This window comes from Agrobacterium sp. 33MFTa1.1 (genome assembly GCF_004328495.1).
Classification (GTDB): Bacteria; Pseudomonadota; Alphaproteobacteria; order Rhizobiales; family Rhizobiaceae; genus Agrobacterium; species Agrobacterium pusense.
Genome location: NZ_CP036359.1, coordinates 706,356 through 727,419, shown reverse-complemented (window position 1 = coordinate 727,419; position 21,064 = coordinate 706,356). Strand labels below are relative to the sequence as shown.

Below are 21,064 nucleotides of genomic sequence, written 5' to 3'. Positions count from 1 at the left end.
ACGATGAGCATTGTTGAAGACCGTTGCCGCCTTGTCCTGATCGTCCCGCAATCGGACGATGCGCAAAAGCAGGCGGCAGATGTGGAAGCCGCGCTGCGGGGAGGCGATGTCGCTTCGGTCATCATTCCGCAATACGGCCTGGATGACGCCGCTTTCCAGAAACGCGCCGAACTGATCGTACCCCTCGTCCAGGCGTCGGGTGCCGCAGCGCTCATTGCCGGTGACAGCCGTGTCGCCGGCCGGGTGAAGGCGGACGGGCTGCATGTGGTCGGTAACGCCGAGGCGCTTTCGGAGGCTGTGGAAAAATTCACCCCGAAACTGATCGTGGGCGGCGGAAATGCCGATGACCGCCACAAGGCGCTGGAGCAGGGCGAGGCCAATCCGGATTACGTGTTTTTCGGGAAGCTCGAAGGCGACATCAAGCCCGAGGCGCATCCCAAGAACCTGGCGCTCGGTGAGTGGTGGGCGTCGATGATCGAAATCCCCGCCATCGTCATGGGCGGCACGGACCTCTCGTCCGTGGTTGCCGTGGCGGAGACGGGCGTGGAGTTCGTGGCTATGCGCAGCGGTGTTTTCGATAATGTCGGTGGCGCCGCCCAGGCCGTTTCTGAAATCAACGCTTTGCTTGACGAAAAAGCGCCACGGTTTGACGGTTGATACAGGCGATGATCATGCGCTCGCTTCATTTCTGCCTCTCTGTTTCGCTGCTGGCGTTTGCTTTCGCCGCGCCGGCGGGTGTCGCTCTTGCTCAATCCGGGCCGCAGAGTGAAAACAATGCGCTTTCCCGACAGCTGGAAAATGAGGCTCAGCCGACCCGTCAGGGCAGGGTGCAATCTGAAGAGCAGAAGGACTTGCAGCCCTCAGCCGGCGTGAACGTCTATCAGCGCATGGGTGCGGATCTGCCGGCACTGCCGCCTGAGAAGGAATTCAAGGGCCGGGTGGATGAGGCCTATGGCCATTTCCAGCGCGGCGAATATGTGCAGGCGCTTGATAAGGCACTGAACCGCGCGCAGAACGGTGACGCACCCGCCCAGACGCTGGTGGCGGAAATGATGTCGCGCGGACTTGGCATTGCGCGTGACGAGAAAACAGCCGCGTTCTGGTATCAGCAGGCCGCACAGGGCGGCGATCCCGTCGCCATGTTCAAATTTGCCCTTATCCTGATGGAAGGAAAATTCGTTACGCGTGACAAGGCGAAGGCCGATGATTTCATGCGTCGTGCAGCGGAAGCCGGCAACGCCTCTGCCCAGTTCAACTGGGGCCAGATATTGGTTTCGGAAAATCCGGGCGCCAAGGGTCTGCTGATGGCTTTGCCCTTCTATGAAAAATCCGCCGAACAGGGCATTGCCGATGCGCAATATGCGGTATCGCAAATTTACTGGTCCGTGAAGGATGTGCCGGCCGAGAAAAAGGCAAAGGCGCGCGACTGGTTGATGCGCGCCGCAAAGGCCGGCTATGACACTGCACAGGTCGATCTCGGTATCTGGCTGGTCAACGGATTTGGTGGCGAGCGTAATCTCGACGAAGGCTTCCGCTGGCTCTATGGCGCAGCACAGCGCGGTAATGTCGTGGCGCAGAACAAGGTTGCGCATCTCTATATTCAGGCACTCGGTACCCGGCCTGATCCGGTTGAGGCAGCCAAATGGTACGTGCTTTCCCGCCGCGCCGGATTGAAGGATCCGTCCCTCGAGGACTTCTATCTCGGCATCAATGACGAGCAGCAGAAGAAGGCGATCGAGGCCGCAAATCGTTTCCGTCCGACCTAATGGAAGGGTTGCGTTCCCTGACCGGGGTTGACCCATGGGCTTTTTACCTTGAATTTCCGCGCGTTTTGTGGTCTTGAACCGCAAACTTTCAATTCAAGAAAATAATGACGTGCCTGCCCGGTGAGCTTCCGGGCGGTTCGCAAGCTTTCCAGGAAAAAACATCGATGGCCCGTTCAGCCCTTCTCAATGTCATGGTTCAGGCCGCCATCAAGGCGGGTAAGTCTTTGTCGCGTGACTTCGGCGAAGTGCAGAACCTGCAGGTCTCGGTCAAGGGACCGAGCGACTTCGTTTCGCAGGCGGATCTGAAGGCCGAGAAGATCGTGCGCGAGGAGCTGATGAAGGCGCGCCCGACCTATGATTTCCTTGGTGAGGAAGGCGGCGAGGAAAAGGGAACCGATGGTGCACATCGCTGGATCGTCGATCCGCTCGATGGCACAACAAACTTCCTGCACGGCATTCCGCATTTTGCGGTTTCCATCGCACTGGAGCGTAACGGCGAAGTCGTCGCCGGTGTGATCTTCAATCCTGCTACCGACGAACTCTACACCGCCGAGCGTGGCGGCGGCGCGTTCCTCAACGATCGCCGCATCCGCGTTGCCGCGCGCAAGGCGCTGACGGATTGCGTCATCGGCTGCGGCGTGCCGCATCTCGGCCGCGGCAACCACGGCAAGTTCCTGGTCGAGCTTCGTCACGTCATGGGGGAGGCTGCAGGCATCCGTCGCATGGGTGCGGCGTCGCTCGATCTCGCCTACGTTGCCGCTGGCCGTCTCGACGGTTACTGGGAAGCCGATCTTTCGCCGTGGGACATGGCGGCAGGCCTCGTGCTGATTCGGGAAGCCGGTGGTTTCGCCTCCGACATCAAGGGCGGCACGGATATCTTCGGCAGCAGTTCCGTTGCTGCAGGCAACGAATATATCCACAAGGCGCTCGTTGAGGTGGCCAACCGCCCTATTCCGGGCCGCTGATTGGTTTTCAGCAGAAAACCTGCCGTTTTCTGCAAGTTTTCGATGCCCGGCGAATGTTCGCCGGGCGTTTTTGTTTTCCCTCGCTCGGCTCCATGCCTTTTTTCGTGAAAGGCCTGTCACGAAAGACCGGCTTTTCGCTTCAAATCGTCGCAATTTTCAAATAGCTTCCGCTGGATAGCTGACCAAAGGGAATGCGAACGTTATGGCGGATTCGGAGCTGCTCGATCTTGGCGTCGAGAAACCGGTGACCACACGGGAATACAGCCACAAGCTGTCCAGCCCCACACCGTTTCTCTGGACGATGGTTCTGTTTCTGATCCTCGTCGGTTTTCTGGCAGCGATTCTCTATCGGCAGGCGCACACCGCCTTCATGACCAATCCGGGGCTCAACGGCTTCATTCTCGGTGTGCTCGCCATCGGCATCATTCTGGTGTTTACGCAGACGATGAGCCTGCGTTCGGAAGTCCGCTGGTTCAACGCCTTTCGTGCCGCCGGCAGCGTCGAAAAGGTCGGTCGCGCGCCCAAACTGCTTGCGCCGATGAGCACGCTGATCGGCAAGCGTGGTGAAGTCCGCCTTTCTGCCGTTACGCAACGCACGATCCTCGATTCCATCGCAACGCGCCTCGACGAGACGCGTGATACTTCGCGTTATCTCGTCGGCTTGCTGGTATTTCTCGGCCTGCTCGGCACCTTCTGGGGTCTTATCGGCACCATTGGCGCCATCAGCAACGTCATCCAGTCTCTCGACCCAAGCGCCGGTGACAGCAATGATATTCTCGGTTCGCTCAAGGCCGGTCTCACCGCGCCGCTGGCGGGTATGGGAACGGCCTTTTCCTCGTCACTGCTTGGTCTCTCCGGTTCGCTTATTCTCGGTTTTCTCGATCTTCAGGCCGGCCGCGCCCAGAACCGTTTCTACACCCAACTCGAAAACTGGCTTTCCTCGGTGACGGATACGACGGACGCCCCAAGGGAGTCCCGGGGCGACGCAGGGGCCGTGGTGAGCACCGAGCGTTCGCTCGCGGCCATGACCAGCCTTGCCGAAGGCATTCAGGGTCTGGTCAAGAACATGCGCAGCGAACAGCAGATGTTGCGCGACTGGATCGAGGCGCAACAGGAGGAATCCAAATCGCTCCGCCGCACGCTCGACCGGCTTTCGGCGCGGATTGACAGCGATACGAAGTCTTCCGGACGCACCCGGCACGATAACGGGAGCGAATAGCCATGGCGCTTGCGCGCAACCGCCGCCGCGACAGGGGTGTGGATTATTGGCCGGGCTTCGTCGATGCGCTGTCGACGCTGCTGATGGCCATTATGTTTTTGCTGACGGTCTTCGTGCTCGCGCAATTCGTGCTGTCGCGTGAGATTACCGGCAAGGACGAGGTGCTGACGCGTCTCAACAGCCAGATTGCCGAATTGACCGAACTTCTGGCCATGGAAAAGGGCAACAAGCAGGATGTGGAGGACGCCTTGGCGAGCCTGCAATCCACTCTTGCCGCGTCTGAGAATGAACGGTCGCGGCTGCAGGCACTGCTCGACGCCGGCTCGGGCAACAATGCCAGCGCCAACGCCCGTATCGGCAGTCTCACCGGTGAACTGGACGAGCAGCGGCAGGCCAATTCCCGCGCCTCCGCGCAGATCGAGTTGCTCAACCAGCAGATTGCGGCGCTGAGGGCGCAGATTGCCTCGGTCGAAGCCGCGTTGCAGGCTTCGGAAGCCAAGGATGCCTCTTCTCAGGTCAAGATCGCCGATCTCGGCCGCCGCCTCAATGTCGCGCTGGCGCAGCGGGTGCAGGAACTGAACCGCTATCGGTCCGACTTCTTCGGGCGGTTGCGCGAAATTCTGTCCGATCGTGAAAACATCCGCATCGTCGGCGACCGATTTGTCTTCCAATCCGAAGTGCTCTTCCCTTCCGGCGGCAATGAACTCAATCCGGAAGGGCAAGCGGAAATGGCGAAGCTCGCAACCGCGCTGCTTGATCTCGCAAAGGAAATCCCGGCGGAGATCAACTGGGTCCTGCGCGTCGATGGCCATACGGATAATGTCCAGCTCTCCGGCTCCGGCCGCTACCGCGACAATTGGGAACTCTCCTCGGCCCGTGCCACTTCGGTTGTGAAGTTCCTGATCTCCAAGGGCGTGCCGGCAAACCGTCTGGTCGCCGCCGGCTTTGGAGAATATCAGCCGATTGCAGAAGGTGACTCACCGGAGGCACGGCAGCAGAACCGCCGTATCGAGCTCAAGCTGACCGAGCGCTGAAATCGCGGACCGCATCCGGGCGGTTGCCTTCCGACGAAAGTAAACTTACGTTCGCGTAAAAGTAATTCCGTCATATCTGGGAGGGGCTGATGGAACGCTATGATGTGATCGTTGTCGGGGCGGGGCTTGCCGGGCTGGTTGCGGCAACGGAGGCTGCCGAGCGAGGTCTCAGCGTCTGCGTGGTTGATCAGGAGGGTGAGCAGAACCTGGGCGGACAAGCCTTCTGGTCGCTTGGCGGCCTGTTTTTCATCGATAGCCCAGAACAACGTCGGATGCGCGTGCGAGACAGTCTCGACCTTGCGAGGCAGGACTGGTTCGGTTCGGCCGGTTTTGATCGCCCGGAAGATCACTGGCCGCGTCGCTGGGCAGAGGCCTATCTCGATTTTGCTGCCGGTGAGAAGCGGGAATGGCTGCACCGCATGGGTATGCGCTGGTTTCCCGTTGTCGGCTGGGCCGAGCGTGGCGGCGGTTTGGCCGATGGCCATGGCAATTCTGTTCCACGCTTCCATGTCACCTGGGGCACAGGCCCCGGGGTGCTTGCTCCCTTCGTTAAAAAGGCAAAGCTTATCGCGGCAGATGGGCGACTATCCTTCCGCTTCCGCCACCGGGTTGATCGGCTGGATATCGCCGATGGCGGGGTGACCGGCGTTTCCGGCGCGGTTCTTGCGAGCGATCCCGTGCAACGCGGAGAGGAGAGCAGCCGGGAAGAGCAGGGCGAATTCAGTCTTTCCGCTGCTGCGGTCATTGTCAGTTCCGGCGGCATCGGCGGAAATCAGGAGCTGGTACGGCGCAACTGGCCCGTGGAACGACTGGGCCAGCCGCCGCAAAACATGGTTTGCGGTGTGCCGGCGCATGTGGACGGCCGCATGATCGCCATCACCGAGGCGGCGGGTGGCGGGGTCATCAACCGTGACCGCATGTGGCATTACACCGAGGGTGTCAAAAACCACGACCCGATCTGGCCAGGTCACGGCATCCGCATTCTGCCCGGTCCTTCGTCCTTCTGGTGCGATGCGAATGGTGACCGGCTTCATGCGCCGGCCATGCCTGGCTTTGATACGCTTGGCACACTGAAGATGCTGGGTGAACGTGGCAGCGGTTACAGCTGGTTCATTCTGACCAAAGCGATCATCAAGAAGGAGTTCGCGCTTTCAGGTTCGGAGCAGAATCCTGATCTGACGGGCAAGAATATGCGCCTGTTGCTGAAAAGGTTGGGAAAGGAGCCGCCTGGACCCGTGCGGGCTTTCATGGAAAGGGGCGAGGATTTCGCCGTTCGTGATACGCTGGAAGAATTGGTGCCTGCGATGAACGCCATCGCCGGAAATGATCGTCTGGACACCAGCCACATCCGCCGGCAGATCGAAGCGCGCGACCGCGAGATTGAAAACGGCTTTAGCAAGGATACGCAGGTAACGGCGATCCACGGTGCGCGCCGTTACCTCGGTGACCGGCTGATGCGAACGGCGAAACCGCATCGCCTGCTCGATCCTGCCATGGGGCCTTTGATTGCCGTGCGTCTGCATGTGCTGACGCGCAAGACCCTGGGTGGCCTGCACACTGACCTTGAGGCGAGGGTGCTGGACGCCGGCGGTGAGCCGGTACCGGGGCTTTATGCCGCTGGCGAGGTGGCTGGTTTCGGCGGTGGCGGCATGCATGGATATAACGCGCTTGAAGGCACTTTCCTTGGAGGATGCCTGTTTTCCGGGCGCGTTGCGGGGCGCAGCGTGCTGACGTAACTCAGGCCTGTGCGCGCAGTTCTTCGGGCCCGGTCTGGAATTGCAGACGGGCGAGCCGGGCATAGAGACCGTTCTGGCGAATGAGACTCTGATGCGTGCCTTCCTCGATGATGCGGCCTTCATCCATCACCAGAATGCGGTCGGCTTTGAGAACGGTGGCAAGGCGGTGGGCGATGACAATGGTGGTGCGGCTGCTCATGAGCTCATCGAGAGCCTTCTGTACCAGTGTCTCGCTTTCCGCGTCGAGCGCCGAGGTGGCCTCGTCCAAAAGCAGGATAGGTGCGTTGCGCAGGATGGCGCGGGCAATGGCGATGCGCTGGCGCTGCCCGCCGGAAAGCGTCACGCCGCGCTCTCCCACCTGGGTGTCATATCCGTCGGTAAGGCGTTCGATGAAGCTGTCGGCCTGCGCGGCGATGGCTGCGGCGCGCACTTCTTCCCGTGTCGCGTCAGGCCGCCCAAAGGCGATATTGTCATGGATGGAGGAGGCGAATATCGCCACATCCTGCGGAACGATGGACAGGCGCGCCCGCAGATCGGCGAGCTTGACGTTGCGGATATCAGCGCCGTCAATGGTGATACGGCCCTGCTGCGGATCGTAAAAGCGCATCAGCAGCGAAAAGACCGTGCTCTTGCCCGCACCGGAGGGTCCGACGATGGCGACGGTTTCGCCGGCGCTGACTTTGAAGGAGAGGCCGGAGACTATCGGCCGTCCTGCCGCGAGCGGGTAGACAAAATCGACATTCTCGAATGCGGCTTCGCCACGCGGTGGCTGGGGCAGAGTGACGGGCGCGACGGGATCGAGAACCGGCGAGCGCTCGTCCAGCAGTTCGGACAGCCGTTCCGCCGCGCCGCCGGCCTGCGCCAGTTCTCCCCAGACTTCCGAGAGCTGGCCAAGGCCGCTGGCCGCGATGACCGAATAAAGCACGAACTGACCGAGCGTTCCCGCGGTCATGCTACCGGACAGGACGCTTTGCGCCCCATACCAGAGAATGCCGACAACGCTGCCGAAGACGAGCGTGATGGCGACAGCGGTGAGGATGGAGCGTGCGCCGATGGCGGCGCGTGCGCCCTGATAGGCCGCTTCCACCGAAGCGCCATAACGGGCATTCGCCAGCGTCTCGGCATTGAAGGACTGTACGGTGCGGCTCGCCGCAATCGTCTCGGAAGCATAAGCGGCGGAATTGGCCAATGTGTCTTGTGTCGTACGGGAGCGGGCGCGGACCGAGCGCCCGAAGGCAATCAGGGGAAAAACGATAAAGGGAATGGCCAGCAGCGCGAGTCCGGAAAGACCGGGGCTGGTATAGATCATCATCGCCACGGCGCCGCAGCACATGATGATGTTGCGCAACGCCACCGACGCAGATGAGCCGAATGCGGAGCGGATCTGCACCGTGTCGGCCGTCAGTCGCGAGGTGAGCTCGCCTGAGCGGTTGGCATCGAAGAATTGCTGTGACAGCGTGGTGAGATGGGCGAACACATCGCGGCGCAGATCGGCAACGACCCTCTCGCCGATCGTCATGACATAATAATAACGCATCGCGCTGGCGAGTGCGAGAACAACCGCAATGGCTAAAAGCATGGCGAAGTAGCTGTTGATCATACCGCCATCAGGCGTCTGAAAACCGTGATCGATGATGCGGCGAACGGCGAGCGGCAAGGCGAGAGTCGTGGCGGAAGACAGAACAAGTGCAAAAAGAGCCGCAGCCATCAAGCCACGATAACGCCTGAGATAAGGAAACAGGCCAAGGAGCGGTTTCAGGCTTCTCTGTTTCACCGCTTTATGCTGTTCGATGTCTGCCACGTCCTCTATGCTCCTCGTTCTTCGCCATTTTTCGGCCTTTTGCGGGCGAATTTCCGGTCTGCGGTAAAATTCCTGCCCGGCGGCCATCTCCTTTCACAAGGGGATAGCAGGCTCTTGTTATCTCGGCGACCTTCATGTATAGGCTCCGCATCGAATTGGGAAGCCATAGCCCATCTGGACTATGGCTTCATTTATTGAATTGGCTCAGTTGACGCAATTGCGGCAAATGGACCGCACGTCACTTAACCAGGAAGATTGTCATGAAGGCTGATATCCATCCCGATTATCACACGATCAAGGTGGTCATGACCGATGGCACCGAATACGAAACCCGCTCTACCTGGGGTTCGGAAGGCGCCGTCATGAACCTTGAAATCGACCCCAAGTCCCATCCGGCATGGACGGGCGGCAACCAGCAGCTTATGGACCGCGGTGGTCGCGTTTCCAAGTTCAACAAGCGTTTCGGCGGCCTCGGCCTCTGATTCCCTTGCGGACGGATTGTTAAAAAAGCCCGGTTTTACCGGGCTTTTTTGTTGCGCTGTTTTGGCGACGGCATCTACCCGCATGACCGCTGAAACAAAAAAGCAGGCCGGTGAGCCTGCTTTCAAATTGTCCACTCAATGTGGTGTTTTCTCAGTTGATCGAGAAAGCCGTGCGCAGAAGGTTGAGCTGCGCCTGAACGCTGTTCTCATTGTCCGGCACCTTCGCGGCTTCGGAGGGGCGATAGATTTCGCGGTCGAGCAGGGCGATGCGGTTCTGGAGACGCAGCGAGCGCTCGATAAGATCGCGGAAGGACTCCGGCAGGTCGTTCCAGCCGGGCGCGTTGCGGTCGACGTTGAAGCTGTCGAGGCGAACCTTATTCTTCTCGCTCAAAACCTGATCGCGGGTCATTTCACCGTTGTTGACGGCGCGCTGGAGAAGCAGCCAGGAGGCCATCTGCATCAGGCGAGTCGTGAGGCGCATCGATTCCGCGGCATAAAGCACTGAGGCCATGCGCGGCAGAACTTTTGAGGCAGCGCGGCCGGCGCCGTCGAGATAGCTCGCAGTTTCCTCCACCAGGGTCATGCCTTCGGTATAGAGGGTCTTGAACTGGTTGGAAGCAGCCGCGCGCCCCGCAAAGCTTATGGTATTTAAAACCTGTTCCGACATTTCTTTAAATCCCTGCTCACGCACCACACTGTCAGGCAACGACGATCCGGATATTTTGTTCCGGCCTTTAGTATTTTCAGGATGGTATCTTTACCTGAAATGCGCAAGGCAATTATTAAAGAAGGGTTAATACCCACAGTTTTACCGAAGCCGGCGGCGGCAAAAAAAGAGCCGCGAAAGCGGCTCTCAAGGTAAAACAGGGAGAAAAATCAGACCAATTCGCCGAATGGAGAAGATGCCTGAAATCCAGAAGAACTGGACATGTATAGTAATCTCTCAGAAAGCTTAATTTTTGGTTAATGGTAAACGAAAGACTGACCCAAAACCTCTTATTTTGGAACGCACGTTGAACCGAGTCTGCCATTAGGCACGTGCGGGCCGGGTTTATTGGTCACCGCGCATCAGGATCGGAAAAGATTCTCCGCCGCCTGTCTTCCCGCGGATTTCCGCTTTCTTTCCTCTTCGAGTCGGGTGATTTCGGCCTGGAGAAGCTCGATCCGGCTGTCCAGTTCGTCCACGGAGAGAAGGCTGAGATCGCTGCCAATCTGGTGTGCAGCGGGTTTTTGCGGGCGGTCGTCGTCAAAGAGGCTCATATGCCTGCTCCTTTTTCCACGTAGTCCCCATCCTCGCCGGGATATTGCGGCGCGCGCGGGTCAAGCGCAATACTCTCCGGTGTCACCAGCGGCGAAGGCGTCGTCGGCATCATCGTCGAGAAATTGTCTTTCTCGTCGGTTGAAAGCGCGGCGCGCCTGCGGCTTCTGATAATGGCATAGGCAGTAATCAAAATATGGGCGACGGCTGTGACCAGAAACAGCGCATAGGGCCCGGAATAGGTCATGACAGCGCCGCCGAGCGTCGGTCCGATAATGGTGCCGACGCCGTAAAGCAACAGCAACCCGCCTGAAACCTTGACGAAATCCTCGGACGCCGCAAAGTCGTTGGCGTGCGCCACGGCGATGGGATAGAGCGCATTGGCGGCTGCACCGTAAACGGCGATCATCGGAATCAGAACGTAGACGTGATGCGGCTGCACGGCTGCGACCGCAAGTCCCGCGACGGCGCCAAGCCCCGCGAGGCCGGCCAGCACGTAACGACGGTCTATCCTGTCCGAAAGGCGACCCGCCGGGAACTGCGCCAATGCGCCGACGAAAATCGTGACGGACACCATGATGGCGATCATGGTCGGATCCAGGCCTGCCCGGGCACCGAAGACGGCGCCGAGCGTGCCGTACGCACCGTTGGCGATGCCGATCATCAAAATGCCGACGAAGGAGACCGGGGAGTTGCGATAGAGCGCCGGCAAATCCAGTTTCACCTTCTGCAAAGGCTGTGGACTGGCCGCCTTTGAAAGCGTTGCCGGCAGAATGGCGATGCAATAAATGATGCCGCAGATCATGAACAGCGAGGTATTGCTGATATCTCCCATCGGCACGATCATCTGTCCCGCCACGACGCCCAGAAGCGTGATGGCGATATAGAGCGAAAAGATCATGCCGCGGCTTTCGTTCGTGGCACGCTCGTTCAGCCAGCTTTCGATGATCATTGAGGTGCCGGCGGTGCAGAAGCCGGTAAGAGCACGTAGCGTAATCCACCAGACGTCATCAACGATGAGACCGGTCATGAGCACGGTCAGGCATACCAATGCGACGAAAGACGCAAAAGCCCGCACATGGCCAGCACGGCGCACGATGGCCGGCGCGACAAAACAACCAACAACGAAGCCCGCAGCCCAGGAGGTTCCGAGGAAACCAAGGATCTCGTTGGAGTAACCTTCTGCCGAGCCACGCACTGGCAGAACGAGGCCCTGAAGACCGTTGCCGAGAAAGAGAAACAGAGTGCTGGATAAAAGAGCGAATACGGGTAGAAGATTTCTGCTCATGACAACACTCTCATGCGTTCGGACGGACGGTCGGACAGGTCATACAACGGGAGTTACCCGAATGAGTTGCACTCTTCTGGTGAACGGTAAAAATGTCCAGCCTGTGACGATGCAGAAATAAAGAAAAGGCTCAATAAATGACGAAGGCGATCGGCCTTTTTTTACTGCTGGCCATGGCCGTCCAGATTATCCGGCCGCTCGGCCTGCCGGGGCTGAAGAAACGGGGCGATTGCTGGAAGATAGCGGTTGCCGCCTTTGTCATCTGGTCGGTAACGCTGCTTCTGCGCCCATAAGAAAAAGCCGCCCCGGGAGGCGGCTTTCATTCACTAAAGCTCTGGAGCGAAGCCTCAGGCTGCCTTTTCGAGTTCCTGCTTCCAGTTGCCCTTGGCCGCCAGGCTGTTCATGGCGGCGCGGTGCGTGAAGGCGCGCTGGCCGGCAGCGACATTCTCCTGCTTGCCGCCCCAGGTCTTGAGGGCCGTATCCTGAAGCGCACGGCCGTAGGAGTAGGTGAGAGACCAGGGCAGGTCATAGCCGGAATTCATGGCGGAGAGATGCGCCGTTGCTTCTTCGGAGGACTGGCCGCCGGAAAGGAAGGCAATGCCCGGAACGGCGGAAGGTACGGTCGCCTTCAGGACCTTCACTGTCTTTTCCGCCACTTCCTCGACGGAAGCCTTGCGGGCCTTCTTGCCGTCGATGATCATGTTCGGCTTGAGGATCATGCCTTCGAGGTTCACGCGGGCGTCGAACAGGTCCGCGAAGACGGTCTGCAGAACCCATTGCGTGACTTCCGCGCAGCGGTCGATGTCATGCGTGCCCGGCTCGCCGTCCATCAGGACTTCAGGCTCCACGATCGGCACGATATCCGCCTGCTGGCAGAGAGCGGCATAACGGGCGAGCGACTGGGAGTTTGCCTTGATCGAACCCCAGCTCGGGCGCTGTTCACCGATGGTGATGACGCCACGCCACTTGGCGAAGCGCGCACCGGCTTCGTGGTACTTGCGCAGGCGCTCATAAAGACCGTCGAGGCCTTCGGTAATGAATTCATGCGGGTGGAAGGCCATCGGCTTGGCGCCGATATCCACCTTGATGCCCGGCAGGCTGCCAGCCGCCTTGATGATATCAACGAAAGGTGTGCCGTCGGCAGCCTTCTGGAACAGGGTCTCTTCATAGAGAATGACGCCGGAGATATATTTCTTCATGGCGTCGTCGGAACGGAACAGCATCTCGCGATAGTCGCGGCGGGCGGTCTCGGTGGACTCCAGATTGATGCTGTCGAAACGCTTTTTGATCGTTCCCGTGGATTCGTCGGCGGCGAGCAGGCCCTTGCCGTCGGCGACCATTTTGATTGCGATGTCTTCGAGACGTTCGGTCATTTGCTATTCTCCCAAGGCACAATAAATTTCCGATAACAGAAGTTCCAGGGCAGGGAAATGGCACGCTAACTCATTGAAACGATTGAAATGATTTCAATCGTTTGAAACTTTTCCTCCCGCGTGCACCTACCAAAAAACAAGGCCGGACAAGCATCGCTTGTCCGGCCTCGTGTCAGGCAAGTGAGATAAGTTTACTTGGCGGCGTTCAGGATGGCAACGCCCGGCAGTTCCTTGCCTTCCATCCATTCAAGGAAGGCGCCGCCGGCGGTCGAAACATAGGAGAAATCCTCGGAAACGCCAGCATGGTTGAGCGCGGCCACGGTGTCGCCGCCGCCTGCGACGGAGACGAGCTTGCCGGCCTTCGTGCATTCCGCGGCATGTTTTGCGGCAGCCACGGTGGCTGCATCGAAGGGTTCGATTTCGAAGGCGCCGAGCGGCCCGTTCCAGACCAGCGTTTCCGCGCGTGAAATCCAGGCCTTGATGCTTTCAACCGATTTCGGGCCGACATCGAGCACCATGGCGTCAGCGGGAATGGCATTGATGTCGACCGTTTCACTGGCCGCACCGGCCTTGAATTCGCGGGCAACGACGCCGTCTTCCGGCAGCACGATGGCACAGCCGGAAGTCGCGGCCTCGATCATGATCTGCTTTGCGGTTTCGGCCAGATCGTGCTCGCAGAGCGATTTTCCAACCTGGGCGCCACGGGCGGCGAGGAAGGTGTTGGCCATGCCGCCGCCGATGACGAGGGCGTCGACCTTCTTGACGAGGTTCATCAGAAGATCGATTTTGCTTGAAACCTTCGCGCCGCCGACGATGGCGACGACGGGACGCACCGGCTGGACGAGGCCCTTTTCCAGAGCCTCAAGCTCGGCCTGCATGGTGCGGCCGGCATAGGCGGGCAGGTGGCGGGCGAGGCCCTCGGTGGAGGCGTGGGCGCGATGCGCGGCGGAGAAGGCGTCGTTCACATAGATATCGCCATTGGCCGCCAGAGCCTCGACGAAGGTGGGGTCGTTCTTTTCTTCGCCCTTGTGGAAGCGCGTGTTTTCCAGAAGCAGGATGTCGCCGTCATTCAGTTTCGCAACGGCTTCCGCCGCCGGCGCGCCGATGCAGTCGGACGCGAAGGAGACGGCGTGGTCCAGCACTTCCTCAACTGCTGGTACGATCTGGGAAAGCGACATGTCAGCCACGGGTTCGCCCTTCGGACGGCCAAAATGGGCAAGCAGAATAACCTTTGCGCCCTTCTTGGAAAGTTCCAGAATGGTCGGCGCGACCCGCTCGATACGGGTCTTGTCCGTAACTTTGCCATCCGCGACCGGCACGTTGAGATCAACGCGGACGAGAACGCGCTTTCCGGCAATGTCGTTGAGGTCATCGATGGTCTTGAAAGCGGGCATAGGTCGATCCTGATTTGTTGCGAGTTCGGCAGGGACCATACTATGCCTGATTGCCGACGCAAGCCGGTCAGGCTTCATTTTCTCTCACGGTGTTTGAAGGTACGACCACGTCTTGTGCGGTAGCGGTGGAACGCGACTGACGCCGCTGCGCCAGATAGTCGCGCACCCGTTTGAAAATTTCCGAGAAGCTGATGAAGATCGGCAGGGTGGTAGCCGGTTCGACCGGCTCCAGCGAAATTCCGACACCCGCTATCGCCTCATGTTCGTCCAAAGTTCGCACGATCAGGACGATGGAGCCGAGGCGCACGCGGTCGGCATAGTCGGCCCGTCCGGCAAGACGTGTCTCGATGAGTTCTGCGATGCTCATTGCCTGTTCTGCTGGCGCAAGCAGGCCGGGACCATAGGCGGCATCAAGCTCCTTCGCCGGGCGGGCGGGAGAGATCGCGAAGGTGCCGAAGAAATCGGCGTCGTCATCGGCGACGGGCAGGGCGCTCGCGAAGAGCCGGTCGATCAGGCGGGAGTAACCGGGGGCGATGAAGAGATAGACAAGATCATTTTCACGCAGTCGCCCGGCATATTGGTAGCGAATCGATTTACCGTCACGCACCACCAGCGAAGGCATCGCCCAGCGGGGAATGCGCTCGCCCTGCAGGATGGCGCTGCCCTTTGCCACGCGGTAGGAAATCAGTTCGTGATTGGCCGTGCCGGGAAGGTCAACCTCCAGCTTGTCCACCTCGCCCATGCGCGGCGGCACGATCAGCCCCAGCCTTGTTGCCACTGGTTTGATGGTCCAGCCCTGCACGAGGAGCGATACCAGCACGATGATGAAGGCGGCATTGAAATAGATCTGGGCGTCATCAAGTCCGCCGAGGATGGGCATGATGGCAAGCAGGATGGAGACGGCGCCGCGCAGGCCCACCCAGGCGACGAAAGAGGTTTCCTGTTGGGTGTAGTTAAACGGCATGAGGCTGAGCCAGACCGCGAGCGGACGGGCGACGAAGATCAGGAACAGCGCCAGCAGGATGGCTGGAATTGCGATTGCAGGAAACTGCGACGGCGTGGCAAGCAGGCCGAGCATCAGGAACATGATGATCTGTGCCAGCCACGTCAGCCCTTCGTGGAAGCGACGGATCGTTTCCTTGGCGAAGATTCTGCGATTGCCGGCGACAATGCCGGCGACATAGACCGCCAGAAAGCCGCTGCCGCCAATCGTGCCGGTGAAGGAAAACACGAGCAGCGCCAGCGCAAGCACAAAGATCGGCGCCAGCCCGCGATCGGCGGCAAAACGGTTGACCACGGCGGCGATCATGAGACCGCCCAGCACGCCGACGATCACACCGAGGCCCATTTCCTCAACAAAAAGCAGCAGAAAACCGCTGTCGATACCGGCCAGGCCCTGTCCTTTGGCGATGATCTCGACCAGGGCGACTGTGAGGAAGATGGCCATTGGATCGTTGGTACCGGATTCGACCTCCAGCGTGGAGCGCACCTGATCGCGGATGTGGATGCCGCCGATGCGCAGCAGGAAAAACACCGCTGCCGCATCGGTGGAGGCGACGATGGCACCGAGCAGCAGGCCCTCTAGCCAGGAGAGCCCGAGCAGGAGGGCGGCTGCGCCCGCGAAAAAGACGGATGTGAGAATAACGCCGACCGTGGCAAGCGCCATTGCCGGTGCCGCGGAAAGCCGGAAAGACTGGATCGACGTGCCAAACCCGGAGTCGAACAGGATGACGGCAAGTACCAGCGAACCGAGCATATAGGCGAGAGGGTTGTTGGTGAATTCGATACCGAGTCCGTCCACACCCGCCGCAAGTCCAATCACAAGGAAAAGCAGCAGCAGCGGCGCGCCGAAGCGGTAGGCGATGAGGCTCGAGAAGGCAGCGACGAGGACAAGAACAGTTGCCACCAGCAACAACAGATAAAATGATTCCACGTCCACCGCCTCTTTCACGCCGCGCTGGCCACCGCAATGATTGCTCTGCACGTTCGCAGTCAATGCGCCACGGGTTGCGGTCTGTCAGCGCTCGGTCGGCGGCGTTGAAAGGTAACGCAAGGCGGGGTGTATCGAAAGATACGGCAGGGCCGAAGTGCATTGCGCACGACCGTTATCCCTGCGTCCCTTGTCCGTTTCAAAATGGACCAGACAAAGGCAGGAAATTGAAAACATGGCGGCACTGTAGAGGAAAACCGGGAATAAAAAATCCGGCGGGATTGCTCCCGCCGGAATGCATCGACTGATGGGTATTTGTTAGATGGTCTTCGCGAAGGCGACAGCCGTATCCGACATGCGGTTGGAGAAGCCCCACTCGTTGTCGTACCAGGACAGGACGCGCACGAAGTTGCCTTCCATGACCTTGGTCTGGTCATTGGCGAAGATCGACGAGTGGCTGTCGTGGTTGAAATCGCGGGAAACCAGCGGCTCGTCGGTATAGCCGAGGATGCCCTTCAGCTGGCCGTCGGAAGCCGCCTTGATGGCTGCGTTGATTTCGGCAACCGTCGTGCTCTTCTTGGCCACGAACTTGAAGTCGACGACCGACACGTTCGGGGTCGGAACGCGGATCGACGTGCCGTCAAGCTTGCCCTTGAGGTGCGGCAGGACGAGGCCAACAGCCTTTGCGGCGCCTGTCGAGGTCGGGATCATGGACAGGGCTGCGGCGCGGGCGCGGTACAAATCCTTGTGCATGGTGTCCAGCGTCGGCTGGTCGCCGGTGTAGGAGTGGATCGTGGTCATGAAGCCATGATCGATGCCAACGGCGTCATCGAGAACCTTCACGACCGGCACGAGGCAGTTGGTGGTGCAGGATGCGTTGGAGATGACGAGGTGATCTTTCGTCAGCTGGTCATGGTTGACACCGAAGACGACGGTGAGGTCGGCGCCGTCAGCGGGAGCCGAAACGATGACGCGCTTGGCGCCGGCCGTCAGATGGGCAGCAGCCTTGTCGCGGGCTGTGAAGATGCCGGTGCACTCAAGCGCGATATCGACGCCCAGTTCCTTGTGCGGCAGCGTTGCCGGGTCGCGAACGGCCGTCACCTTGATCGGCTTGCCGCCGCCAACGATGATGGTGTCGCCTTCGACCTTGACGTCGGCCGGGAACTTGCCGTGGATCGAATCGTAGCGCAGCAGGTGAGCGTTGGTTTCAACCGGGCCGAGGTCGTTGATGGCGACGACTTCGATATCGGTGCGGCCGGATTCGACGATGGCGCGCAAAACATTGCGGCCGATGCGGCCGAAGCCGTTAATGGCAACTTTTACAGTCATTTACAGTCTCCCGATCAAGAATGGGCTTGGTCTTTGCTGAATGGTGAGGGCTTGGGAAGCCCTTACGCAAGTTTTGCCTCGACTGCGGCGACGACAGCTTCTGCCGTGATACCGAAGTGCTTGAAGAGATCCTTCGCCGGGGCGGACGCTCCAAAGGAGTGCATGCCGACGAAAGCGCCATCGTTACCGATGAAATAATCCCAGCCCTGGCGGATGGCGGCTTCCACCGCGATCTTGACCGGAGCCTTGCCGATGATGGCGTTGCGATAGGTTTCCGGCTGTTCCTTGAAGAGTTCGAAGCAGGGAACGGAAACGACGCGGGCGGATACGCCCTTGTCCTTCAGCGTTGCGGCCGCTTTCAGAGCCACTTCGACCTCCGAACCGGAAGCGAAGATCGAAACCTTGGCGTCGCTGGCGGAAACGAGTTCGTAGGCGCCGTAAGCAGACAGGTTCTTCTCTTCATATTCCTTGCGCGAAGGTGCAAGGTTCTGGCGGGTTAGGGCCAGCGCAGACGGACGATGCTTCTGTTCCAGCGCCAGCTGCCAGCATTCCGCCGTCTCGGTTTCATCCGCCGGGCGGAAGACGAGCAGGTTCGGAATGGCGCGAAGGGCAGCGATCTGCTCCACCGGCTGGTGGGTAGGGCCGTCTTCGCCAACGCCGATGGAATCATGCGTCAGAACGTGGACGACGCGGATGCCCATGAGGGCAGCAAGACGGATCGACGGACGGCAGTAGTCCGAGAAGATCAGGAAGCCGCCCGCATAAGGAATGAGACCGCCATGCAGTGCGATGCCGTTCATGGCAGCAGCCATGCCGTGTTCGCGGATGCCGTAGTGCAGGTAACGGCCGGAGAAGTCCGTCGGCGTGATGGACTTCATCTGGCTGGTCTTGGTGTTGTTGGACGGCGTCAGGTCGGCAGAACCGCCGATCATTTCCGGCAGCACGCCGTTAATGACTTCGAGCGAGTCTTCCGAGGCCTTGCGGGTCGCAACGGTCGGGTTGTTCTCGATGATCTTCTTCTTGAAAGCATCGATCGAGCTATCGAAATTGCCCGTCAGGTCGCCGGCGAAGCGGCGCTTGAACTCGGCTTTCTTGCCGGCCTCAGCGGCTTCGAGGCGGGCTTCCCAGTCCTGACGCGTCTTGGTGGAGCGCAGACCGGCAAGACGCCATGCATCCAGCACGTCTTCCGGAATGACGAAAGCTTCGGCTTCCCAGTTCAGGCTCTTGCGGGCCGCAGCGATTTCTTCTGCGCCGAGCGGGTTGCCGTGAACCTTATGGGTGCCCTGCTTGTTGGGCGCGCCGAAACCGATGACGGTCTTGCAGGCGATGAAGGTCGGGCGGTCCGATTTCTGTGCGGCTTCGATGGCAGCGGCGATCGCATCCGGATCATGGCCGTCAACACGGATGGTGTTCCAGTGAACCGCCTGGAAACGGGCAATCTGATCGGTGCTGTCGGAGAGGCCAACTTCGCCGTCGATGGTGATGTTGTTGTCATCCCAGAAGAGAACGAGCTTGTTAAGCTTCAAATGGCCGGCAAGCGCGATGGCTTCGTGGCTGATGCCTTCCATGAGGCAGCCGTCGCCGCACAGTACATAAGTGAAGTGGCTCTGCAGGTCGGAGCCGAACTCCTCTTCCAGCTTGCGTTCGGCGATTGCCATGCCCACGGCGTTGGCGATGCCCTGGCCGAGCGGACCAGTGGTCGTTTCGATGCCGGTGGCGTGGCCATATTCAGGATGGCCGGCGGTCTTGGAACCGAATTGACGGAAACGCTTGATCTCGTCGATCGTCATGTCCTCGTAGCCCGTCAGATAGAGCAGCGAGTAAAGAAGCATCGAACCATGACCCGCCGACAGCACGAAACGGTCGCGATCCGGCCAAAGCGGCGCCTTGGGATCGAATTTCAAGTAACGGGTGAAGAGAACGGTGGCGACATCAGCGGCGCCCATCGGCAGACCGGGATGGCCTGAGTTGGCCTTCTCCACTGCATCCATGGCAAGAAAGCGGATCGCATTTGCCATCCGGTTGTGTTTGTCGCGAGAAATCATGGCTTTTCCGTCTGTTTCCGGGTGAAAGGAGATAGTTTTACGCAACTATCCAAAAAGCGGGTTGATCCATAGCAGGTGAGGCAGGCAAGTCAATAAATCGACGGGCAATTGCGGTTCTGCGGTCGATAAAAATCGTTTCGCAAAGCGGGGGCTGGAACGGATTTCGTGTCCCGCCCGGCCCGGTTTCTTCGTTCATCCACAGAGCAAAACGCCACAATGCACTGGTTTGATTGACGGGATGGTAAATCGGGTAATAACCTCGTGAGCGTTTAAATGGCCTGAAACCGGACGATTCGGCCGGTGGCGTGCGAGTTGGAAAAAACGATGTCGGCTGAGAAGACCTTACAATCTGCGCTGACGGAGCTGAATGCTGCCATCACAAATCTCGAAAATGCCATCGATATGCGTATCGAGCGGCAGAGAGAGACCGGCGAGATCGATAACGAGGTGAAGCGCGTCCATGTCGACCGCGCCAGACTGGCGCAGGAACTGGACCAGGCCGAGTTTCGCGCTAACCGTCTTGAAGAAGTCAATCGCGAGGTTTCGCGCCGGCTGGTGACGGCCATGGAGACGATCCGCGCGGTGCTGGATCGATAGGAGCGGGTATCATGGCGCAAGTTACTGTTATGATCGACGGAAAGGCCTATCGCATGGCGTGCGAAGCAGGCCAGGAAGACCACCTGACCGACCTTGCCACCCGTTTCGACCGGTATGTCGGGCATCTCAAGAGCCAGTTCGGAGAAATCGGCGACCTGAGGCTAACGGTGATGGCTGGTATCATGGTGATGGACGAGCTTTCCGAGCTCAACCGCAAGATCGAGAAGCTGGAAGGTGAGGTCGCATCCCTCTCCCGCAATCGCGATGGCATGGCCGAGCACAAGGCGAAGTCGGATGAGATGGTGGCGCTTGCCATCGGCGATCTGGCTGACCGGCTGAACGGCATTACCGAAAAATTGCTGGACCGCCCAAAACCGGCGGCACACTGATCATCCGGAATTCCGAAGCGATAAAATTTCGCTCTGCGCCTCTGGCGGTTTTTCCCGATCCGTCCTATATCTTGAATGCGTTCTGCGCTTCTCGACAGGAACCACAATCCCTGGGGCCATACTCGATCCAAAGGGAGCTGTCCCTGGCCAGTCCCGTGGGGCTGGACACACGGTGCCCACCTACTTTTGTAGGCACCCAGGATCGTAAATCTCCATCGGTCGCCGTGGAACGCGCTTGAAGTTTCGGGACAATTCCGATGCTTCCCTGTACCCTCGAGATAGTCGACAGTCATTTTTCATAACTGCCGGGCACGGCTTTTTTATATTCCTGTCATTGCAATGGCGGAACAATTCCCTATTATCCGGATTGGTATGTCTGTCATGCCCTTTAAAAAGGGGCGCTGCGGCCAAAACCGCGACGTGCCGTTCAACAGCCCAAAGAGCTAAACTTGTTTACT

General features: G+C 59.5%; 19 protein-coding genes and 1 other RNA gene. 11 read left to right on the top strand and 9 right to left on the bottom strand.

From position 1 onward, the window contains the following. The first annotated feature begins 3 nt into the window (after nt 1–3). From EYD00_RS17190 to EYD00_RS17165, 6 genes are all read left to right on the top strand, one after another. Nucleotides 4–657: a thiamine phosphate synthase gene (locus tag EYD00_RS17190; protein ID WP_034497636.1), complete on the top strand. Its 654-nt coding sequence runs from the start codon at nt 4–6 to the stop codon at nt 655–657. Between the two features lie 8 nt (nt 658–665). Next, on the top strand, nt 666–1,766 hold the full coding sequence (locus tag EYD00_RS17185; RefSeq protein WP_022563054.1) for a tetratricopeptide repeat protein: 1,101 nt from the start codon (nt 666–668) through the stop codon (nt 1,764–1,766). 164 nt (nt 1,767–1,930) lie between these two features. Next, nucleotides 1,931–2,731 (top strand): inositol monophosphatase family protein, encoded by an 801-nt coding sequence (locus tag EYD00_RS17180; RefSeq protein ID WP_004445792.1) that lies wholly within the window; start codon nt 1,931–1,933, stop codon nt 2,729–2,731. A 202-nt stretch (nt 2,732–2,933) separates the two neighbouring features. After that, nucleotides 2,934–3,950 (top strand): hypothetical protein, encoded by a 1,017-nt coding sequence (locus EYD00_RS17175; protein WP_004445790.1) that lies wholly within the window; start codon nt 2,934–2,936, stop codon nt 3,948–3,950. Between the two features lie 2 nt (nt 3,951–3,952). Then, entirely contained in the window at nt 3,953–4,984 is a 1,032-nt protein-coding gene (locus EYD00_RS17170; RefSeq protein ID WP_004445789.1) for a peptidoglycan -binding protein, read from the top strand. Between the two features lie 89 nt (nt 4,985–5,073). Next, nucleotides 5,074–6,720 carry an FAD-binding dehydrogenase gene (locus EYD00_RS17165; protein ID WP_034497306.1) on the top strand — a complete coding sequence of 549 codons (1,647 nt, stop codon included), beginning with the start codon at nt 5,074–5,076 and terminating at the stop codon, nt 6,718–6,720. Nucleotide 6,721: 1 nt separating this feature from the next. Here EYD00_RS17165 and EYD00_RS17160 read toward each other — a convergent pair whose 3' ends face one another. After that, nucleotides 6,722–8,521, bottom strand: a complete 1,800-nt coding sequence (locus tag EYD00_RS17160; protein WP_034497633.1) for an ABC transporter transmembrane domain-containing protein — start codon at nt 8,519–8,521, stop codon at nt 6,722–6,724. A 260-nt stretch (nt 8,522–8,781) separates the two neighbouring features. Here EYD00_RS17160 and rpmE point away from each other — a divergent pair, with 260 nt between their 5' ends. Continuing rightward, entirely contained in the window at nt 8,782–9,003 is a 222-nt protein-coding gene (rpmE, locus tag EYD00_RS17155; protein ID WP_003497640.1) for a 50S ribosomal protein L31, read from the top strand. A 151-nt stretch (nt 9,004–9,154) separates the two neighbouring features. On the opposite strand, the gene rcdA is transcribed toward rpmE, so the two are convergent. The 3 genes from rcdA to EYD00_RS17140 all read right to left on the bottom strand — a co-directional run bounded on the left by rcdA (nt 9,155) and on the right by EYD00_RS17140 (nt 11,549). Further along, nucleotides 9,155–9,670, bottom strand: coding sequence for a protease adaptor protein RcdA (gene rcdA, locus EYD00_RS17150; RefSeq protein WP_003506184.1), 516 nt, complete (start codon nt 9,668–9,670; stop codon nt 9,155–9,157). Between the two features lie 401 nt (nt 9,671–10,071). Next, nucleotides 10,072–10,263 (bottom strand): DUF1192 domain-containing protein, encoded by a 192-nt coding sequence (locus EYD00_RS17145; protein ID WP_004445779.1) that lies wholly within the window; start codon nt 10,261–10,263, stop codon nt 10,072–10,074. Further along, nucleotides 10,260–11,549: an MFS transporter gene (locus EYD00_RS17140; protein WP_004445776.1), complete on the bottom strand. Its 1,290-nt coding sequence runs from the start codon at nt 11,547–11,549 to the stop codon at nt 10,260–10,262. Before EYD00_RS17140 ends, EYD00_RS17145 begins: the two co-directional genes overlap by 4 nt. A 137-nt stretch (nt 11,550–11,686) precedes the next feature. On the opposite strand from EYD00_RS17140, the gene EYD00_RS25945 reads away from it, so the two are divergent. Further along, complete coding sequence (locus tag EYD00_RS25945) at nt 11,687–11,842, top strand: hypothetical protein (protein WP_004445774.1); 156 nt, start codon at nt 11,687–11,689, stop codon at nt 11,840–11,842. A gap of 54 nt (nt 11,843–11,896) precedes the next feature. On the opposite strand, the gene EYD00_RS17135 is transcribed toward EYD00_RS25945, so the two are convergent. From EYD00_RS17135 to tkt, 5 genes are all read right to left on the bottom strand, one after another. Continuing rightward, nucleotides 11,897–12,922: a class I fructose-bisphosphate aldolase gene (locus EYD00_RS17135; protein ID WP_004445772.1), complete on the bottom strand. Its 1,026-nt coding sequence runs from the start codon at nt 12,920–12,922 to the stop codon at nt 11,897–11,899. A 191-nt stretch (nt 12,923–13,113) separates the two neighbouring features. Further along, on the bottom strand, nt 13,114–14,316 hold the full coding sequence (locus EYD00_RS17130) for a phosphoglycerate kinase (protein ID WP_034497303.1): 1,203 nt from the start codon (nt 14,314–14,316) through the stop codon (nt 13,114–13,116). Nucleotides 14,317–14,383: 67 nt separating this feature from the next. Further along, nucleotides 14,384–16,249, bottom strand: coding sequence for a potassium/proton antiporter (locus EYD00_RS17125; RefSeq protein ID WP_034497632.1), 1,866 nt, complete (start codon nt 16,247–16,249; stop codon nt 14,384–14,386). 315 nt (nt 16,250–16,564) lie between these two features. Continuing rightward, nucleotides 16,565–17,575 (bottom strand): type I glyceraldehyde-3-phosphate dehydrogenase, encoded by a 1,011-nt coding sequence (gap, locus tag EYD00_RS17120; protein ID WP_004445768.1) that lies wholly within the window; start codon nt 17,573–17,575, stop codon nt 16,565–16,567. 62 nt (nt 17,576–17,637) lie between these two features. After that, the gene (tkt, locus tag EYD00_RS17115; protein ID WP_004445766.1) at nt 17,638–19,620 is read right to left on the bottom strand and encodes a transketolase; all 1,983 of its coding nucleotides are present in this window, start codon (nt 19,618–19,620) and stop codon (nt 17,638–17,640) included. Nucleotides 19,621–19,944: 324 nt separating this feature from the next. Between tkt and EYD00_RS17110 the strand changes: the two genes are divergently transcribed. From EYD00_RS17110 to ssrS, 3 genes are all read left to right on the top strand, one after another. After that, complete coding sequence (locus EYD00_RS17110; RefSeq protein WP_004445765.1) at nt 19,945–20,217, top strand: DUF4164 domain-containing protein; 273 nt, start codon at nt 19,945–19,947, stop codon at nt 20,215–20,217. Nucleotides 20,218–20,228: 11 nt separating this feature from the next. Beyond that, nucleotides 20,229–20,606, top strand: coding sequence for a cell division protein ZapA (locus EYD00_RS17105; protein ID WP_004445763.1), 378 nt, complete (start codon nt 20,229–20,231; stop codon nt 20,604–20,606). A gap of 76 nt (nt 20,607–20,682) precedes the next feature. Further along, nucleotides 20,683–20,841: non-coding RNA, 6S RNA (gene ssrS / locus EYD00_RS17100), on the top strand. Nucleotides 20,842–21,064: the final 223 nt, after the last annotated feature.

What these genes read in the sequence shown, in the direction of transcription:
- EYD00_RS17170 (WP_004445789.1), top strand. Translation starts at nt 3,953, where the DNA reads ATGGCGCTTGCGCGCAACCGCCGCCGCGACAGGGGTGTGGATTATTGG.
- EYD00_RS17175 (WP_004445790.1), top strand. Translation starts at nt 2,934, where the DNA reads ATGGCGGATTCGGAGCTGCTCGATCTTGGCGTCGAGAAACCGGTGACC.
- EYD00_RS17165 (WP_034497306.1), top strand. Translation starts at nt 5,074, where the DNA reads ATGGAACGCTATGATGTGATCGTTGTCGGGGCGGGGCTTGCCGGGCTG.
- EYD00_RS17110 (WP_004445765.1), top strand. Translation starts at nt 19,945, where the DNA reads ATGTCGGCTGAGAAGACCTTACAATCTGCGCTGACGGAGCTGAATGCT.
- EYD00_RS17130 (WP_034497303.1), bottom strand. Translation starts at nt 14,316, where the DNA reads ATGCCCGCTTTCAAGACCATCGATGACCTCAACGACATTGCCGGAAAG.
- EYD00_RS17180 (WP_004445792.1), top strand. Translation starts at nt 1,931, where the DNA reads ATGGCCCGTTCAGCCCTTCTCAATGTCATGGTTCAGGCCGCCATCAAG.
- EYD00_RS17145 (WP_004445779.1), bottom strand. Translation starts at nt 10,263, where the DNA reads ATGAGCCTCTTTGACGACGACCGCCCGCAAAAACCCGCTGCACACCAG.
- EYD00_RS25945 (WP_004445774.1), top strand. Translation starts at nt 11,687, where the DNA reads ATGACGAAGGCGATCGGCCTTTTTTTACTGCTGGCCATGGCCGTCCAG.
- EYD00_RS17135 (WP_004445772.1), bottom strand. Translation starts at nt 12,922, where the DNA reads ATGACCGAACGTCTCGAAGACATCGCAATCAAAATGGTCGCCGACGGC.
- EYD00_RS17105 (WP_004445763.1), top strand. Translation starts at nt 20,229, where the DNA reads ATGGCGCAAGTTACTGTTATGATCGACGGAAAGGCCTATCGCATGGCG.
- rpmE (WP_003497640.1), top strand. Translation starts at nt 8,782, where the DNA reads ATGAAGGCTGATATCCATCCCGATTATCACACGATCAAGGTGGTCATG.
- EYD00_RS17140 (WP_004445776.1), bottom strand. Translation starts at nt 11,549, where the DNA reads ATGAGCAGAAATCTTCTACCCGTATTCGCTCTTTTATCCAGCACTCTG.
- tkt (WP_004445766.1), bottom strand. Translation starts at nt 19,620, where the DNA reads ATGATTTCTCGCGACAAACACAACCGGATGGCAAATGCGATCCGCTTT.
- rcdA (WP_003506184.1), bottom strand. Translation starts at nt 9,670, where the DNA reads ATGTCGGAACAGGTTTTAAATACCATAAGCTTTGCGGGGCGCGCGGCT.
- EYD00_RS17185 (WP_022563054.1), top strand. Translation starts at nt 666, where the DNA reads ATGATCATGCGCTCGCTTCATTTCTGCCTCTCTGTTTCGCTGCTGGCG.
- gap (WP_004445768.1), bottom strand. Translation starts at nt 17,575, where the DNA reads ATGACTGTAAAAGTTGCCATTAACGGCTTCGGCCGCATCGGCCGCAAT.
- EYD00_RS17190 (WP_034497636.1), top strand. Translation starts at nt 4, where the DNA reads ATGAGCATTGTTGAAGACCGTTGCCGCCTTGTCCTGATCGTCCCGCAA.